The organism is Staphylococcus sp. AtHG25 (genome assembly GCF_003217445.1).
Classification (GTDB): domain Bacteria; phylum Bacillota; class Bacilli; order Staphylococcales; family Staphylococcaceae; genus Staphylococcus; species Staphylococcus haemolyticus.
Map to the genome: position 1 here is coordinate 178801 of NZ_QJSN01000002.1, position 16959 is coordinate 195759.

Genomic DNA, 16959 nt, shown 5'->3' on the forward strand with positions numbered 1-16959 from the left:
AAAGGTAACAGACAATCCCTCCGTTTCCGTCATTTCAAACCCTCCATTTATTGGAGGGTTTTTTACATTTCTATTTTCCGCTCATAAAAGCTAATTTACTCCTTTTGCATTTTCAAATAAATTATCTATTAAATTATTAATTTACTCTTTAGCATTAATTTAATGTTAAAATTTACATTAATTTAAAATATTAAAACTTTAAAATTTAAAAATATTTCGTTCCATATGTCTATTTTATATAATATACTTATTTGTATAAAATATAAATTTTAAAGGAGAATGTTAAATAATGGCTGATCGACATTTTGAGAGCAATGAAGAGCAAAGACAATGGCAACAATTTCAAGATTACCAACAGCATAAGTCCAATAAGAAAAAAGGATGGTTATGGGGATGTGGTGGTTGTGGTGGTTGCCTAGTTTTATTAATCCTTATCATAATAGGAATATCAGCTTGTACTGCTTCTTTTAGTAATTCTAATAATAATCTTAATTCTAATAATACTGAGCAACAAAGTTCAAATGATTCTGATGCTACTAGAGAACAAAAATCGGCTCTTAATAAAGCTAAGACATATTCTGATGTTATGCACATGTCTAAACAAGGTATTTATGATCAATTAACATCTGATGCGGGAGAAAAATTCCCAGAAGATGCTGCTCAATATGCAATTGATAATCTTAAAGTTGATTATAAGAAAAATGCTTTAGAAAAAGCTAAGGATTATGCAAATCAACAAGATATGTCTAATGATGCAATTTATGATCAACTCACTTCTAGCTACGGTGAAAAGTTCACGCAAGAAGAAGCGCAATATGCTATAGATCATTTAAATAAATAAAAATATAGCGGCTATAGGTTAAATCCTATATAGCCGCTTAGTTATATTAATAAGACATCAATTTTAAAATATCTTCTTTTTCAATAGCGCCGAAATAATGATAGAAATCAAACTCTTCCATTGCTTCTTTAATGTGATTGTAGTCATGCAATACACCTACAAGTGCGTTCTCCAACTCTGTTACATCACCTTCACCAAAGAAATCTCCGAATATTCTAGCATGTTCAATTTTGCCTTTTTTAACATCAAATTTGATTTGTACAAATCCTTTTTCAAATTTTTCATCGCGTTCAAAATTATACTTAGGATTTCGACCGTAGTTCCATTCCCAGGTACGATATTTCTTATTACTTAATGCTTCTATATTCTTCCAATCTTCGTCTGTTAACTTATATTCTTCAACTTCATGTTCACCAAAAATTGTTTTTAGAATGATTTGTTTAAAGTCATCAATTGAAATCGATTCTTCTAAAAATTCATCGATATTTGCTACACGCTTACGCACTGACTTAACACCTTTAGATTGAATTTTTTTAGGATTAACTTTCAATGCATTTTGTACTTCTCCCAAGTCACTATTTAACATTAATGTACCGTGACTAAACATTCTATCTTTAACTTTAACCATGGCATTCCCAGAAATTTTAGCTTGCCCTACTTGAATATCATTACGACCAGTCATTTCAGCATCTACACACATTGATTGAAGTGCTTGTACAATTGGTTCTGTAAACTTTTTGAAATTATGGAAGCTATTACCGTCATCATCTGTAATAAAACTAAAATTTAGATTTCCTTGGTCATGATATACAGCGCCACCACCTGAAATACGGCGTACAACATGTATGTTATTTTCATCTACATATTGTTTATTAACCTCTTCTATAGTATTTTGATTTTTTCCGACAATGATAGACGGTCCATTTACATAAAATAGAAAGTAACTGTCATCCGAAGGTAAATGTTTTAACACGTACTCTTCCATGGCAAGGTTAATTGTAGGATCAGTAATATTATTATTGCTTACAAATTTCATCTATATCTCTCCTTTGACTCTCTCGTATATGCCCTTAGTTTAGTTATGCCTTATATTTATTTATTTTGCCAATTATTTACTCAAATTTGACATTATTTTCATAATTAAAATATTATTTGCCATTTTTAGCATATATTTGTTTATTATTATGCAAATTTTTAGTACAATATAGCCTAGTTATGAATTTAGGAGGACTCCGTATGACTGTTGCAGAAGTAGGAAATATCGTAGAATTTTATGACGGTTTAAGAGGCCGTGTTGAGAAAATTAATGACAATTCAGTTATTGTAGACTTAACAATTATGGATAACTTCAATGAATTAGACTTACCAGAAAAAACAGTTATTAATCATAAACGATATACTATCGTTGAATAAGAAGGTATACATTAAAATGAAAAATATATCAAAAGCTTTAATTTGGTTTATAGCAAGTTTCATTGTATTCCATTTGATTTTATTTGTTATGTGGGGAGAGCATCAAGAGTACTGGTATCTATACACTGGTATTATGTTAATTGCAGGTATTAGTTATGTATTTTACCAAAGGGACATAGAATCTAAAAGACTTTTAACTTCTATCGGAGTTGGTATCGCTACAGGTATCGTCTTGGTTATAATACAATTAATTTTTTCATTACTTTCACCACAAATAACATATGCAGAACTTATTAAAGAATTATCAAGAACAGGTGTTTATTTCAAATGGCAAATGTTAGTGACGTTAATTTTTGTAATTCCTTGTCATGAGTTATACATGAGAACTGTTTTGCAAAAAGAACTGACTCAATTTAAATTGCCTACTTGGTTAATCATCTTGATTACTGCATTATGTTCTAGTTCTTTATTTATCTATTTAGATAAATGGTGGATAGTGGCATTTATTTTTGTAGCTCAATTAGTATTATCATTGAATTATCAATATACGCGTCGCATCGTAACTACCTCTTTAGGACAAATTGTGGCAATTATACTATTATTAATATTTCATGGATAAAAAACTTTTCTTAGTTTTAACTAAGAAAAGTTTTTTTGAAGTAAGTTACAATTTAAATACGTTTACTTATATGAGTACTATTTTTAATACGTTACTGAAAAATTAGAGTCCAACTTTAAATAATAATTAGGTTGATTTAGCTTTTCAGCGATAAGTGAACTCATCGGTCGATCATATGTGGAATGAAGTGTTGATTCATCTTCCAAGTATTGACGATAATTTCTATAACAATAATCTGTCATTGTAACTCTATACTTTTCATCTAACTCAATATTTTTTATATTAACTCTATCAAAACGAGGCGCTAACATATCTACCTCATAATCAAATCCTTGCCACAATGTACATAATGTTTCATCAATAATAGTCATACTTAATTGATCTTGCTCAAATTGAATATAAGAATAAGTATATTCAAGCATCTTTTTAATTTGATGGCCTCTAAGTGTTATATCTATTGCTTTATCAGGGTGTGGATAAGCATTATAGACATCCTCATTAGTTACTATACCTTTTAATCCTTTTTCACCATTTTTAGGCACGTTAATACAAGTAATATTATTCTCATAGGCTAAATGTAGACTATCATGTAATAATTGTATAAATGGGTGTGGACTACTTAGTAAGTCTTCCAAACCATTAACTTGTAAATCGACTTTATTCTCTGAAACAATATCCTTTGACCAATGTTCTAAGGCTTTACGATCATAATACGTTGTCTCAAGTAATTCCTGATCTTCTGGATACTCACTTAAATTAATTACTGTAGATTCAATATCTTCTTTTTCGAACGAGTTCGTACGTTTTTTAAATTTAATTTTGACGTGTACTAACTCTTGAGCATCTTGTCCTGCTTGAACATACACTGTTTCAAAATCATTACCTATAATCGTTTGATGCTGGTGCGCTGTTATCATTAAATCGATCACACCTATTTCCTTCATTATTTTTTCCGCTTCATGAGAACCTTTTCTATGTCTTGTATTCGTTTGATTTATTTTATATAGTCCACCATGATAGATTACAATTAAGAAGTCAGGATGTTCACTTTCATGTATATATCTAATCCAGCGTTTAGCAGATAATAGTGCTTTTTCAATACTAACCTCTTTCTCCATTTCAGCGAATTCGTTTTTCATTAATCCATCTGCAGTTAAACCTACAATTGCGATTCGAACATTATCGTATTCTTTAATTATATAAGGTGTTGAGAAGTATGGTTCCTTTGTTAATGCAAATTCTATATTCGCAGATAACCATTGAAACCTTGATAGTGATACTGCTTTAGTCAAAAATGATAATCCAAATTTAAAATCATCCGGACTTATACCACTAGCATCATACTGCATAGCATTCATTAATTTAATCATAGGATGACGTTTATAGGGTGCGACAATAGCATAATAATGCGCAGCCAATGAGCCAGCTACACTTCCCCCACTATCTAATAAAATGACTTTATCATTGTTTTCTCTAATATTTTTAACATAGGTACCAGCACGATATATATTTGATCCAAAATCTCCATTCATAAAATGACTATGCATATCTGATGTTGCCAAGATATCTATATTTATATGTTCATTTTTCTCCAATTTACACACCCCTTATTTAAAGCTAGTTTAACATTTATTAATCTGTAGGTGCTATTTATTTCTAATCAAAAAAGCATTCTCAGAATTAATAATTTCTGTGAATGCTAATCTATTTAACCAATTTGAACACGTTCTTTAGGATAATGGTATTTATCCGGTTCTTTACGTCCAGCTATCATAATAATAAATGAAATTAAACCAACACGACCTATAAACATTAATATCATTAGTATTACTTTAGTAAGTCCACTAATATCGTCTGTAATACCTAAAGATAGACCACATGTTCCAAAGGCTGACATGACTTCAAAGAATACTTGTAGAAATGTTAAATTTGTTTTTTCAGTAGCGAGAATAACAATCATACTTACGAATGTTAGAATTGACGCCATAGTAAATACGGCGAATGAACGTTGAATATCAACTACATGTATTTCTCTATTGAATACTTTTATAGCTGTTTTTTCAGCATTATTATTAAAATTAATTACAAAGAGAATTAGTATCGCAAATGTAGTTGTACGTATACCACCACCAACTGAACTTGGAGATGAACCAATAAACATGAGGATACTCATAATTACATTCGTTGCATCACTAAAGTTTGTTACATCAATGGTTTGTAATCCAGCACTACGTGTTGTTGCAGATTGAAATAATGAATAAAATAAGGATTGATGCCAACTTAATCCTTTAAAAGCATGGTGATGTTCTAATGCTAATATGGCTAAAACACCAAAAACAAATAAAAATAGATATGTGCATGTAGTTATTTTGGTAAATAGTGAAAATCTAAAATGACTGACTCTATTCCTTACATATGCTCTGATTTCAAGTAATACAGGAAATCCTATTGATCCTAATACGATTAGAAACATAACAATCGTTTGAACAAAATAATCCTTAGCGTAAGGTATTAATGATTGCCCTGTGATATCTAGTCCACCGTTAGTTGTAGCAGAGACAGACACAAATAAACCTTGCATGAGTGCATTTTTTAAATCTGGATTATCTCTATAGAAATAAAAAGCTAATAACAATGCACCTATAAATTCTATTGTTAATATCGTTTTGATGATTTCTAATATCAGCTTAACGGTTCCACTCATTGTATCTTTATTATTATCTAACATAATTAATTGGCGTTCGCGGATACCTATATGTTTCCCTAACACAACCCATAGTACTGTACCAATCGCCATGACGCCAATACCGCCTATATTAAGTATGATTAATATAATAATTTGGCCAAATGTTGAATATGTATCTACTATGTTAACGGGAGATAGTCCAGTAACACTAATGCCTGATACAGCAACGAATAGCGTATCGATTGGGCTAACATCAACACCATGTTTATGCACAAATGGGAGGTTTAATAATAAAAAAGCGACAACTATGGCTATCAAATAATATAAAACTATCCCCTGTTGAGGGCTAGATTTTTTAAATAACTTACTGAAAATAGACACTCATTTGTCACCTCAACATTATTTCAATTTTATTTTTATATCTTGAGATTTTCCTTTTCTATAAATTTCAGCCGACAATGTTTTTAAGTCTTGTCTATGATTAAAAATTATTTGTCTATACTGTAAATTATTTTGAATTGATTTACTATCTAATTCTACAACTACATCACCAATTTTTAAACCTGATTTTTTACCTAAACCATTTTCTTTTAACATTTCTACTACGATTCCGTTTTGAACATCTTCGGGCACTTTTAATAAATTTCTTTCATAAGGTAATAAATCTGAAACATTTTTAATTCCAATACCAGTATTAGGATATTGAATTTCACCATTTTTCTCTAATTCCTCAGCAATTTCTCGTGCATTATCAATTGGAATTGCAAAGCCCATGCCTTCAATATTAGGCATATTTATTTTTAGCGATACTAAGCCTACTAATTCTCCAACTCTATTGACGACAGCACCTCCTGAATTACCTGGGTTAACTGAAGCATCAATTTGAAAGGTATTAACCAATTCATCATTATTATTATCTTTATCGAAGTCGACAGGTACTGCCCTATTTAATCCAGAAATAATACCTTTCGTCACTGTATTTTTAAAATCATTTCCAAGTGGATTACCAACAACTAAGATGGATTCACCTAGCTTTAAATGTTTTGAATGACCTATTTTAATTGGCAGCACGTTTTTATTTTTTATCGTTGCTTTAAGCACTGCAATATCTGACCACATATCTCTCCCAACGACTGTAGCAGTACCTGTTTTATCATCATCATATGTAATGTTTACTCTTTTATTACTTCCAACTATATGTGTATTGGTTAAAATAAAAAAAGTATCGTCTACAGCTTTGTAGACGACACCTGAACCAACTTCATTATTTGAGTTTGTATTTATTTTATCAATTGTTTGTGTTGTTATGTTCTTAGGTGTGTCATTCTCAATTGTTACCACTGATTTAACAGCTGTTTCTGCATTCTTCATTGTTGTTGTGTATTTCGTATCATTGTTACTACTTTGTTCAATACTACTATTTTGATTAATCGTTGAGATAATTGCACTAATTAGTATAACAATTAATATGATTGCAACTACTATGACTATTTTAAGCCAATGCAATTTTAAAAAGTCTTTTACTTTGTCCATCGTATCATTGCTCTTAGGCTTATCTTCTGAGTGTCCATTTTCTTCTGACTTATTAGAATGAGCTAAATTTTGACTAGATGCTTTCTTTATGTCTTGATTATCTTCAACTTCATTGCTTTTATCTTTAGTATGGGAATTTAATTCCTTGTTAGAAGTTTCATTAGAACTTGCTTTTTGTTCCTTTTGTTCAATTTTTTGACTTTCATTTGTTTCTAAAACGTCATCCGATAATGCTTTAGTCTCTTTTTGTTTTTTAGTTTGTTCACTTTTATCAAGATGATTAACTTCACTTTTATTAATATTAGCTTGTTGTTTTCCTTTATTCTTTTCAACTCTACTATATTTGGGTTCTATTTCAGCATGTTTGGAAGGGGTAAAATTATTGTCTTCTTTCTCCTGTTTTTCCACTTCGTCAGTAGGTTTAGTTACCTTATCATTATTTTCTTTATGTTCATTTTTTAGTTGTTGCTCTTCCGGTAGTGTTAAATGATGCGTGTTAGTATCATTTAATTCTTGATCAGACTCATTATCAGATCGTAATTTAGCTAGATGTTGTTGCTGGTGAATTTCTTCTTGTGTTAATTTCTCAATTCTTGCTTTTCGCATGTTATCTTTAACACGTTCTTCATTAACTTTTGCTTGTTCTTGCTCTTTTTTGGCAAGTCTCTCACGTTGTTCTCTCTCACGTTCTAATCGTTCTTCGCGTTCTTCATTATGGAAATACTCATGTCGTTTTCTACGATACTGTTCACGTGGTATTACGTGTTTTTTATCATTATCCAAAGGTGTCCACTCCTATCGACTAACTCACAATCTATCATGCTAACGTTAAATTATGTTTTGTGGTTGTGGCTTTATTTAATTTATTCATTAACTAAAGTTTAATATCAATATCGCCAATTAGCAATGAATTGAAGGTTCAAAATTGAATTTTTCTTATCAAATCACTAAATTGCACAATTTATAATAATAAAGCCTTTTAAACTTGATGATACACATCAAATCTAAAAGGCTCGAATCACTTATTTAATACTATTTATTGGCTTTCTTCTTGTTGCTACGTACTGACGTTAACCAACCGATTACGACTAAAAGAATCATAACTGTCCAGAAGATAGCTTGCCATAATGTACTATGAGGGAAATGTTCAGGTAAAATACCTATATCTTCATGAGCAAGTACTATAACAACTAATTTAATACCTACCCAACCTACAATTGCGAAGGCAGCTCCTTCTAATCCAGGATATTTATTTAGTAAGTCAACAAACCATGTAGCGGCAAAACGCATTAGAATAACACCGATCATTCCGCCAATAAACATTACTGAGAATTGACCTAGGTCCATGCCACCAAAATGAATGCCAACTTCAGGTAATGTAACAGCAATTGCCATCGCTGCTAACATTGAGTCAATTGCAAAAGCTATATCTGCAAATTCAACTTTTAAAACAGTGCCCCAAAATTGCATAGGTCCGACTTTTTTCTCTACGCCAGACTCGTCAAAATGATGGTCGTCACCCTCAGGTTGATCTTCATGTTTTTTGTGGAAGAATTGCCAGAGATTTCTTATTGACATAAAAATTAAATACGCGGCACCAAGTGCTTGGATAAACCAGAAATTTGCGATAACACTAATTAAGAATAAGGCAAGAAAACGGAATACAAATGCACCTAGCAAACCATAAAATAACGCTTTTTTACGTTGTTCAGGTGGTAAATGTTTTACCATAACAGCCATTACAACTGCATTATCAGCTGCTAATAGCCCTTCTAAAAATACAAGAACGAGAATTACCCATAGGTAAGGTAAAATTAAACTCGGATCCATAGTGGACAGCTCCTTTTTGTTTTAATACAAATAAAGAGACCTATGCTAAATAATAGCAAAGGTCTCACTTAGCAAATAAATGCCCACTTTACCGGAAGATAATACTTCGTAATGACGATAAAGCGCTAACCATCAAGTATTTAATGGTCTTCAAGTTACTCCCCTCTGACAGATTGTCATAGGTATTCATTTGTTAAGTGTATTATACACTATACTTAATATAAATAAACAATTAACGTTTAACAAATTGTCTATTTAAAGAGATATTTTTAAATACCCATTATTTTCAATCATAATCTTATAAAAGACTATACAATTTAATTTCTGAGAATTTTTCTTCGAACCAGCGTGTTGCAAATTCATTTTCGAATAAGAAGACGAAATTATCATATCTATCTTTCACTAATATTGAACGAGACGTGTTCATTTTATCTTGAATATCATCTTCGTTTTCAATCCAACGCGCAATTTTTCTACCGACAGGTTCCATAACAACATCAACGTTATATTCGTTTTTCATTCGATGTTCAAACACTTCAAATTGTAATTGACCAACGGCACCTAAAATAATTTGATTAGTGTGAAGCGTTTTATAATATTGGATTGCTCCCTCTTGAACAAGCTGTTCAATTCCTTTATGGAAATGTTTTTGCTTCATTACGTTTTTAGCTGAAACTTTCATAAATATTTCCGGTGTGAATTGAGGTAAATCTTGGAAACTATATTTTTGCTTGCCACCAACTAAAGTATCTCCAATTTGATAATTACCTGTATCATATAAACCAATGATGTCTCCAGCTACTGCATGGTTAACAGTTTCTTTATCGTCAGCCATAAATGATGTTGAACGCGTAATTTTTTGTTTTTTGCTCGTACGTTGTAATGTTACATCCATACCACGTTCGAATGCACCGCTAACAACACGCATAAATGCAATTCTATCACGATGTTTAGGGTCCATATTAGCTTGAATTTTGAAAATAAATCCAGAAAATTCATCATCAAATGGGCTTACTTCAACTTCTTCATTTGTCTGACGTGCATTAGGCATCGGTGCATGATCAACATATGCATTCAAGAAGTTTTGAACACCGAAGTTAGCTAATGCAGAACCAAAGAATACGGGTGTTAATTCACCATTTAATAGCGCATCATTATCAAACTCTTCACCTGCTTCTTCTACAAGCATAAATTCTTCGATAGCTTGAGCAAATGCACTGTCATTACGAATAGCATGCTCTTCTTGTAGTTCATAATCATCATCTAAATGTAAAACATTTTCTTCATCTCTAAATGGCTCTATAGATTTAGACTCACGATCGATAATACCAAAGAAATTTTGACCCATACCAATTGGCCAGTTCATAGGGTAAGTATCAATGTTTAATGTTTCTTCAATCTCATCTAATAATTCAAATGGCTCTTTACCTACGCGGTCCAATTTATTAATGAATGTAAAAATTGGAATTCCTCTCATTTTACAAACTTTAAATAGCTTTAAAGTTTGAGGTTCAATACCTTTAGCACAGTCAATAACCATCACTGCACTATCTACTGCCATTAAAGTACGGTAAGTATCTTCTGAGAAATCTTCGTGTCCTGGTGTATCTAATATATTAATTTTGTAATCATCATAGTCAAATTGCATCACTGAACTCGTTACTGAAATACCACGTTCTTGCTCCACTTTCATCCAGTCACTAGTTGCAAATTTACCTGTTTTTTTACCTTTAACTGTACCCGCTTCTCTAATTGCACCACTAAAATATAATAACTTCTCAGTCAGTGTCGTTTTACCAGCATCCGGGTGAGATATTATGGCAAACGTCTTTCTTGATTCAACTTCTTCTTTTAAACTCATCTATTAATCTCCTTTAAAATCATTCACAATCCAGTTTGTTAAATTCGAAGCAATTTTGTTTGCTTCATTTTCCTCGATAAAAGCAAATAATTGCATTACCAATTCTTCCTTAACATCATTACTGTCCATATTCAAATCAAGTTCTATTGACCAAAATATATCTGGAATAGCCAACATGATTTGATTTTTATCTTCAATTATATATAAGTAAACATTAACAATTTCGTCATTTATAGATAATTGTTTAATTTTCACTTGGGCCACCGCCAAATTTTTTGTATGCCGCTTCAAGTCCAATTAAATCATCTCTATGTGGCACTTTAATATGTCCAGGCATGATTTGATATGGTTCTCTTCCTTTAGAAGCTAATACTACTGTATCGCCCGGTACAGCTATATCAATGGCATGTTTGATCCCTTCAGCTCTGTCATCAAATTCAACATAACGATCATGAGTTGCGCCTTTTGCTAGTTCAGCAGTCAACATTTTAGGATCATCATTAGCAGGATTATCTGGCGTAAATATTACGTAATCTGCTCTACAAGCTACTGCGCCCATTTCAGGTGTTTTAGTTAAGTCACGTTCTCCAGCCATTCCAATTAAAAAGATTAATTTTTGTTTCACGAAGGGTTTTACTGCATCTATAAGTTTATTCATTCCGTCAGCAGTATGCGCATAGTCAATAATTAAATCAATTGGTAGCGAAGGATCTAGAACTTCCAAACGCCCTTCAACTGGCTCTAAATTCTCAACTACTCTGACGATATCTTCCATAGATATTCCTTTACTCCAGACGGCAATCATGGCAGCCATAATATTTGAAATATTAAATTTACCTACATATGGTGTTTTAACAATGTATGTACCTATAGGCGTATCGAAATCAAATTGAACACCTTGTAAAGATTCTTGAATATTTTTAGCCATAAATTGAGCGTCATGGTCTATTCCATATGTAAATATTTCATATGGTGTAACTGATGCTAGATATTTGGAGAAATCATCATCATTATTTAAAACAGCATATTTCTCTTTCGATAAGTCTTCTCCCAGTTGACTAAATAACAATGATTTAGCATGTCCATAGGCCTCCATTGTGCCATGAAAATCTAAATGGTCTTGTGTTAAATTTGAGAATATCGCAACATCAAATTCTACACCTCTTAATCGCCCTAGTGATAAACCGTGACTAGATACTTCCATAGTCATAGCTTCCGCATTTTCATCAACCGCTTGCTTAATCTTTTTAGTTAAAGACACTGTTTCTGGTGTTGTATTGGCACCTTTAGTTTTATGTTCATTTATTTGAAAACCATTTGTTCCTAAATATGCGCTTCCTTTACCTAAACCTCTATAAATAAGATGAATCATAGTAGCAATTGAAGTTTTGCCATTAGTGCCTGTTACACCTATTGTAGTTAATTGATGGCTAGGATAATCATATAAAGTATGTGCTAACAGGCTAGCAACTCTTAATGTATCTGGTACGATAACCTGCGTCACGTCACCGTTAATGTCTTGTTGATGGTTAACCACAATGACTTTTGCACCTTGTTCAACAACATTTTGACAAAATTTATGGCTATCAACTGTATAGCCTTTTGATGCGACGAATATACTCCCTTCACTAGCGGTACGTGAATCTGTAGTGATATCAGTAACATTTATATCTAAAGTACCTATTACTTGTTTAACTCGTATTTTTTCGAACAACTCATTCGCATTCAAAATGTATCGCTCCTTTTTTTACAATAATTTTATTATACACGTTTTGAAGTTGTTGATAAATTTATAATCATTAAAATATTGATTAGATTTAATACGAACTTGATATGTTTTACACCTCAAACTAAAGATTTCATTAATATAATTGAAGGAATTATTAATTAATAGTTAATTATTTTAAAATTTCCTATATATATCACTTTAATTCAATACTTTTAAATCTATTAATGCTAGGATAGTTATATAAAGATGATGTTAACTTCCTTAATATGCTATAATGTACTATAAATGAATTTTATACTTTCAATAAAGGGTATATATATTATGATAACTATGTAAGTATGTTTATTGCTACTATAGTTAAATCAGAATGCGTTATTGCGTGTTTTAAATTTAAATTAATGGAGGGTGACTATTAATGGTTACTCAAAATAAAAAGATATTGATTATTACCGGCTCATTTGGAAATGGACATTTACAAGTGACACAAAGTGTTGTTAATCAACTCAATGAAATGAACTTGTCTCATCTATCAGTTATTGAGCATGATTTGTTTATGGAAGCACACCCAATCTTAACTTCTATTTGCAAAAAATGGTATATCAATAGCTTTAAGTATTTTAGAAATATGTATAAAAACTTTTATTATAGTCGCCCTGATGAATTAGATAAATGTTTTTATAAATATTATGGATTAAATAAATTAATCAATCTACTACTTAAAGAAAAACCAGACTTAATCTTATTGACATTCCCTACTCCAGTAATGTCAGTGCTAACAGAGCAGTTTAACATAAATATTCCAATCGCAACTGTTATGACAGATTACCGTCTACAAAAAAACTGGATAACGCCTAACTCTCATAGATATTATGTAGCTACTGACGATACCAAACGTGATTTCGTCAATGCTGGTATCCCTGCTTCTGATATAAAAGTGACTGGAATACCTATTTCCGATAAATTTGAATCTGACATCGATAAAGTTGCTTGGTTGAAGAAACATAATTTAAATCCTGATAAACCAACTATTCTGATGTCTGCCGGGGCATTTGGTGTATCAAAAGGATTTGACTATATGATTGATAACATTCTTCAGAAAAGTCCACAATCACAAATCGTAATGGTTTGTGGTCGTAGCAAAGGGTTAAAACGTACTTTAGAAATGCAATTTAAATCATATGACAATGTCCTTATTCTAGGATATACAAAACATATGAATGAATGGATGGCATCAAGTCAACTTATGATTACAAAACCAGGTGGAATAACGATTTCCGAAGGTTTAACACGTAGTTTACCAATGATCTTCTTGAATCCGGCTCCAGGTCAAGAGCTTGAAAATGCATTATATTTCCAAGATAAATCATATGGTAAAATCGCGAATACACCTGAAGAAGCTATAGATATTGTTTCTGATTTAACAAATCACGAGTACCGCTTACAAGCTATGACTAATAAAATGACTGAAGAAAAGGTTAACCATTCAACTTATAGACTATGTACCGATTTATTAAATATCTTAGACAGTTCATCACAACAACAAGAAATATATGGAAAGGTTCCTTTATATGCCAGATTCTTCGTTAAGTAATAAAGGAATTAGTAAGAACTTCAAGATAATGCTCGTTATTTTGTTCTTAATGGAGTTTGCACGGGGAATGTATGTATTAAGTTACGTTAATTATTTACCAACCGTTACCTCTATTGCTGTTGCAGTGACTTCAGCGGCATTATCAATTCACTTTATATCCGATGCGGCAACGAATTTTGTCATCGGATTTCTTTTGAAAAAATTTGGTACTAAGCTAGTATTAACCTTAGGTTTTTTATTAGCTTTTATTAGTTTATTCTTAGTCATTTGGTTCCCAACTAATCCAATAGTTATCATTTTGAGTGCTATCATGTTGGGTATTGCTGTTAGTCCTATATGGGTTATCATGTTATCTAGTGTAGAGGAAGCACAACGTGGTAAACAAATGGGCTATGTTTACTTTGCTTGGTTATTAGGATTACTCATAGGATGGGCATTTATGAATGTTCTAGTTAAATTACATCCTACTCGATTTGCATTTATGATGTTACTTGTTGTAGTCATTGCATGGGTATTGTATTATTTTGTTGATATTAAATTAACAAATTACAATACTAAACCTGTTAGTGAACAATTAGAACAAATCGTTAATGTTATGAAACGTCACTTAGTGTTATTCCCTGGTATTTTATTACAAGGTGCTTCTATTTCAGCATTGCTACCTATACTACCTACATATGCTACAAAGGTAGTAGGCGTAAGTACTATTGAGTACACCATTGCCATCGCTATAGGTGGCGCCGGTTGTGCCTTTGCAATGTTATTTTTATCTAAGATTATTGATAAAAATAGTAAAAGCTTTATGTATGCAGTTATTTTTACAGGTTTTATACTATTCACAGCGTTTATCTTCGGTTTATCTTTAGTAACAAATATCCTTATCGTCTGGATTGTAGCGATATTTATAGGTTTAATGTATGGGATATTATTGCCTGCATGGAATACATTTATGGCAGGGCAAATTGATCCCGCTGAACAAGAAGAAACTTGGGGCGTATTTAATAGTGTTCAAGGATTTGGTTCAATGATAGGTCCTTTATTTGGAGGCTTAATCGCTCAGTTTTCTAGTGGTTTAAATAATACATTTTATTTTTCTGCAGCAATCTTTTTAGTATTAGCGATATTCTACGGTGTTTATTTTGTAAAGTATCGAGGCAAAGCAAATCGTTTCTAATAAAAAGTAGATAAAATACTAAAAATCTAGTTAATGTACATCATACATTGTACATTAGCTAGATTTTTATTTTACATATTATTTAATTTTACGCTAACTTGAAAGTATCAATCACTTTCCATTTATCCTCTTCTTCGTCATAGCGTAATAATGATAGTTCTTCAATTTTTTCTTTAAGGTCTACCCCTACTAATTCTACTTGACCAAATATATCCTCGAATTCTTGGCTTGTTAAACCTTGAGCAATCGTAAAGTGTGGCACGAATGGATGCTCAGCTTCACCATGAAAATCTTCAGTATTAAATAAATTGAAAAGTTGTTCTAATTCATCAGTTTTAGCAACTTTAAAATAAATTACATTGTTAGTTGGTTTAAAGCTTGAAGCTTTTGTAGCATGAACATCTACAGGTCCGAAACCTTCTAATCTTTTTTTAACTTCTTCTTTTACTGAATCTAATTCATCATCATTGATTTCAAAGTGTGATTTGATCGTAATATGAGGCATGATACGTGCATACTCAGTATCATAACGTTTACGATAACCATTCACTTCATCTTGAAATGATTTTGACGGAATTAATGCTAATCCTATATTCATTGAAATTCCTCCTTTGTTTAACATATTACTATTATAGCAAAATTCTATATATTACGTTATTAGTTAGCTGAATTTTTTGAAAAGGTTTACATTATCTAAACATTTACTTCGTAGTATTGTACATTTAATTATCTCAATTAAATCTTAGCATTGATGATACTATTAAAAATACAAGTAATTAAACTTCATTTGACTCTTGTGTAGTTACTTCATCGCTTAAATAATATTTAAGAATGTCTGATAATAGAGGTTTCCAAGATTTCCAGTTATGTCCACCCTCAAATTCTAAATAATGATATGTGAGCTCTTTGTCTTTAATGACTGTTGCTAAATCTCTATTTGGTGTTAAAAAGTTTGCACGTTCTCCAGTTGTTGGCAAAGCAAAATCTTCTTCTTCTAAACCAATAGCGTGCCAAATAGACAATTCACCATATTGTATACACTTATTAAATTTATCTATTACAGTTTCATCTGAATGCGGGCTAAGCATTGCTACTTGACTGAAAATAGTTGGGTAAGTCAATGCGGTTAAAAGTGCTATACTACCAGCAAGACTATCTCCCATTAAAATTCTGGCATTACCTACTTTATAAGTTGGAAACGTCTTATCAATAAATGGCAGCAACTCTTTACCAATAGCTTGTACGGTTTTATGACTTCTAGTACCCTGTGGATGAAATTCTTCTCTACGTTTATCAACATCTTCATAATGAAATCCAACTATAATGGCTCGTTGAATTTCATCCTCTCTTCTCAACCGTTCATATTCACATTGAAGTCTTCCAAATCTTAAAAAATCTAGCCCGTCAAAACATATAATGACTTGATACTTAAATAATTCAGAGTAATCTTCAGGCAAATATACTGATAATGTAACATCTCTTTCTAAGATATTACTATGTAATATATGTTTATTAATTTTGCCTGATTTGAAATTCGACATAATATTGACGCCCCCTAAATAGAATATACTTATTGTATCAAGATAATGATGACTTTTAAATCTCTGATAAAAATCTAATGTTCCATACTCACGAAATTTGGTAACTTATACATAGTTATAACACTTTTTTTCAAAATGTAG

15 protein-coding genes are annotated in these 16959 nt (G+C 31.4%); 5 read left to right on the forward strand and 10 right to left on the reverse strand.

The features are described from left to right. Nucleotides 1-289: 289 nt before the first annotated feature. Complete coding sequence (locus BDW31_RS02520; protein ID WP_053024322.1) at nucleotides 290-841, forward strand: Ltp family lipoprotein; 552 nt, start codon at nucleotides 290-292, stop codon at nucleotides 839-841. A 46-nt stretch (nucleotides 842-887) separates the two neighbouring features. On the opposite strand, the gene lplA is transcribed toward BDW31_RS02520, so the two are convergent. Then, nucleotides 888-1877, reverse strand: coding sequence for a lipoate--protein ligase (gene lplA, locus BDW31_RS02525; protein ID WP_053024321.1), 990 nt, complete (start codon nucleotides 1875-1877; stop codon nucleotides 888-890). A 200-nt stretch (nucleotides 1878-2077) separates the two neighbouring features. Between lplA and BDW31_RS02530 the strand changes: the two genes are divergently transcribed. Together BDW31_RS02530 and BDW31_RS02535 are read left to right on the forward strand one after the other, a co-directional pair. Then, a complete protein-coding gene (locus BDW31_RS02530) occupies nucleotides 2078-2254 on the forward strand; it encodes a YkvS family protein (RefSeq protein ID WP_011276202.1) in 177 nt (58 codons plus the stop codon). A 16-nt stretch (nucleotides 2255-2270) separates the two neighbouring features. Then, on the forward strand, nucleotides 2271-2873 hold the full coding sequence (locus BDW31_RS02535) for a CPBP family glutamic-type intramembrane protease (protein ID WP_053024320.1): 603 nt from the start codon (nucleotides 2271-2273) through the stop codon (nucleotides 2871-2873). A gap of 83 nt (nucleotides 2874-2956) precedes the next feature. Here BDW31_RS02535 and BDW31_RS02540 read toward each other — a convergent pair whose 3' ends face one another. From BDW31_RS02540 to BDW31_RS02570, 7 genes are all read right to left on the reverse strand, one after another. Then, nucleotides 2957-4468 (reverse strand): bifunctional metallophosphatase/5'-nucleotidase, encoded by a 1512-nt coding sequence (locus BDW31_RS02540; protein ID WP_037549135.1) that lies wholly within the window; start codon nucleotides 4466-4468, stop codon nucleotides 2957-2959. Between the two features lie 113 nt (nucleotides 4469-4581). Continuing rightward, the gene (locus BDW31_RS02545) at nucleotides 4582-5940 is read right to left on the reverse strand and encodes a TrkH family potassium uptake protein (RefSeq protein WP_037549132.1); all 1359 of its coding nucleotides are present in this window, start codon (nucleotides 5938-5940) and stop codon (nucleotides 4582-4584) included. A gap of 18 nt (nucleotides 5941-5958) precedes the next feature. Beyond that, nucleotides 5959-7875 (reverse strand): S1C family serine protease, encoded by a 1917-nt coding sequence (locus tag BDW31_RS02550; RefSeq protein ID WP_053024319.1) that lies wholly within the window; start codon nucleotides 7873-7875, stop codon nucleotides 5959-5961. Nucleotides 7876-8124: 249 nt separating this feature from the next. Continuing rightward, nucleotides 8125-8922 carry a TerC family protein gene (locus tag BDW31_RS02555; RefSeq protein ID WP_037535497.1) on the reverse strand — a complete coding sequence of 266 codons (798 nt, stop codon included), beginning with the start codon at nucleotides 8920-8922 and terminating at the stop codon, nucleotides 8125-8127. Nucleotides 8923-9220: 298 nt separating this feature from the next. Further along, entirely contained in the window at nucleotides 9221-10783 is a 1563-nt protein-coding gene (locus BDW31_RS02560) for a peptide chain release factor 3 (RefSeq protein WP_053024318.1), read from the reverse strand. Between the two features lie 3 nt (nucleotides 10784-10786). After that, complete coding sequence (locus BDW31_RS02565) at nucleotides 10787-11038, reverse strand: YueH family protein (protein WP_037549119.1); 252 nt, start codon at nucleotides 11036-11038, stop codon at nucleotides 10787-10789. Further along, the gene (locus BDW31_RS02570; RefSeq protein WP_053024317.1) at nucleotides 11028-12512 is read right to left on the reverse strand and encodes a UDP-N-acetylmuramoyl-L-alanyl-D-glutamate--L-lysine ligase; all 1485 of its coding nucleotides are present in this window, start codon (nucleotides 12510-12512) and stop codon (nucleotides 11028-11030) included. Before BDW31_RS02570 ends, BDW31_RS02565 begins: the two co-directional genes overlap by 11 nt. Before the next feature lie 415 nt (nucleotides 12513-12927). On the opposite strand from BDW31_RS02570, the gene BDW31_RS02575 reads away from it, so the two are divergent. Further along, nucleotides 12928-14103 carry a diglucosyl diacylglycerol synthase gene (locus tag BDW31_RS02575; protein WP_011276212.1) on the forward strand — a complete coding sequence of 392 codons (1176 nt, stop codon included), beginning with the start codon at nucleotides 12928-12930 and terminating at the stop codon, nucleotides 14101-14103. Continuing rightward, nucleotides 14081-15277 (forward strand): lipoteichoic acid biosynthesis MFS flippase LtaA, encoded by a 1197-nt coding sequence (ltaA, locus tag BDW31_RS02580; RefSeq protein ID WP_053024316.1) that lies wholly within the window; start codon nucleotides 14081-14083, stop codon nucleotides 15275-15277. The genes BDW31_RS02575 and ltaA overlap by 23 nt, the downstream gene beginning before the upstream one ends. Nucleotides 15278-15365: 88 nt before the next feature. Here the strand turns inward: ltaA and BDW31_RS02585 are convergent, their stop codons facing one another. Both BDW31_RS02585 and BDW31_RS02590 read right to left on the reverse strand, forming a co-directional pair. Next, nucleotides 15366-15875 carry a YjcG family protein gene (locus tag BDW31_RS02585; protein WP_011276214.1) on the reverse strand — a complete coding sequence of 170 codons (510 nt, stop codon included), beginning with the start codon at nucleotides 15873-15875 and terminating at the stop codon, nucleotides 15366-15368. A 178-nt stretch (nucleotides 15876-16053) separates the two neighbouring features. Further along, on the reverse strand, nucleotides 16054-16818 hold the full coding sequence (locus BDW31_RS02590; RefSeq protein ID WP_053024315.1) for an esterase family protein: 765 nt from the start codon (nucleotides 16816-16818) through the stop codon (nucleotides 16054-16056). Between the last annotated feature and the right edge of the window lie 141 nt (nucleotides 16819-16959).

What these genes read in the sequence shown, in the direction of transcription:
- BDW31_RS02520 (WP_053024322.1), top strand. Translation starts at nt 290, where the DNA reads ATGGCTGATCGACATTTTGAGAGCAATGAAGAGCAAAGACAATGGCAA.
- lplA (WP_053024321.1), bottom strand. Translation starts at nt 1,877, where the DNA reads ATGAAATTTGTAAGCAATAATAATATTACTGATCCTACAATTAACCTT.
- BDW31_RS02530 (WP_011276202.1), top strand. Translation starts at nt 2,078, where the DNA reads ATGACTGTTGCAGAAGTAGGAAATATCGTAGAATTTTATGACGGTTTA.
- BDW31_RS02535 (WP_053024320.1), top strand. Translation starts at nt 2,271, where the DNA reads ATGAAAAATATATCAAAAGCTTTAATTTGGTTTATAGCAAGTTTCATT.
- BDW31_RS02555 (WP_037535497.1), bottom strand. Translation starts at nt 8,922, where the DNA reads ATGGATCCGAGTTTAATTTTACCTTACCTATGGGTAATTCTCGTTCTT.
- BDW31_RS02560 (WP_053024318.1), bottom strand. Translation starts at nt 10,783, where the DNA reads ATGAGTTTAAAAGAAGAAGTTGAATCAAGAAAGACGTTTGCCATAATA.
- BDW31_RS02575 (WP_011276212.1), top strand. Translation starts at nt 12,928, where the DNA reads ATGGTTACTCAAAATAAAAAGATATTGATTATTACCGGCTCATTTGGA.
- ltaA (WP_053024316.1), top strand. Translation starts at nt 14,081, where the DNA reads ATGCCAGATTCTTCGTTAAGTAATAAAGGAATTAGTAAGAACTTCAAG.
- BDW31_RS02585 (WP_011276214.1), bottom strand. Translation starts at nt 15,875, where the DNA reads ATGAATATAGGATTAGCATTAATTCCGTCAAAATCATTTCAAGATGAA.
- BDW31_RS02590 (WP_053024315.1), bottom strand. Translation starts at nt 16,818, where the DNA reads ATGTCGAATTTCAAATCAGGCAAAATTAATAAACATATATTACATAGT.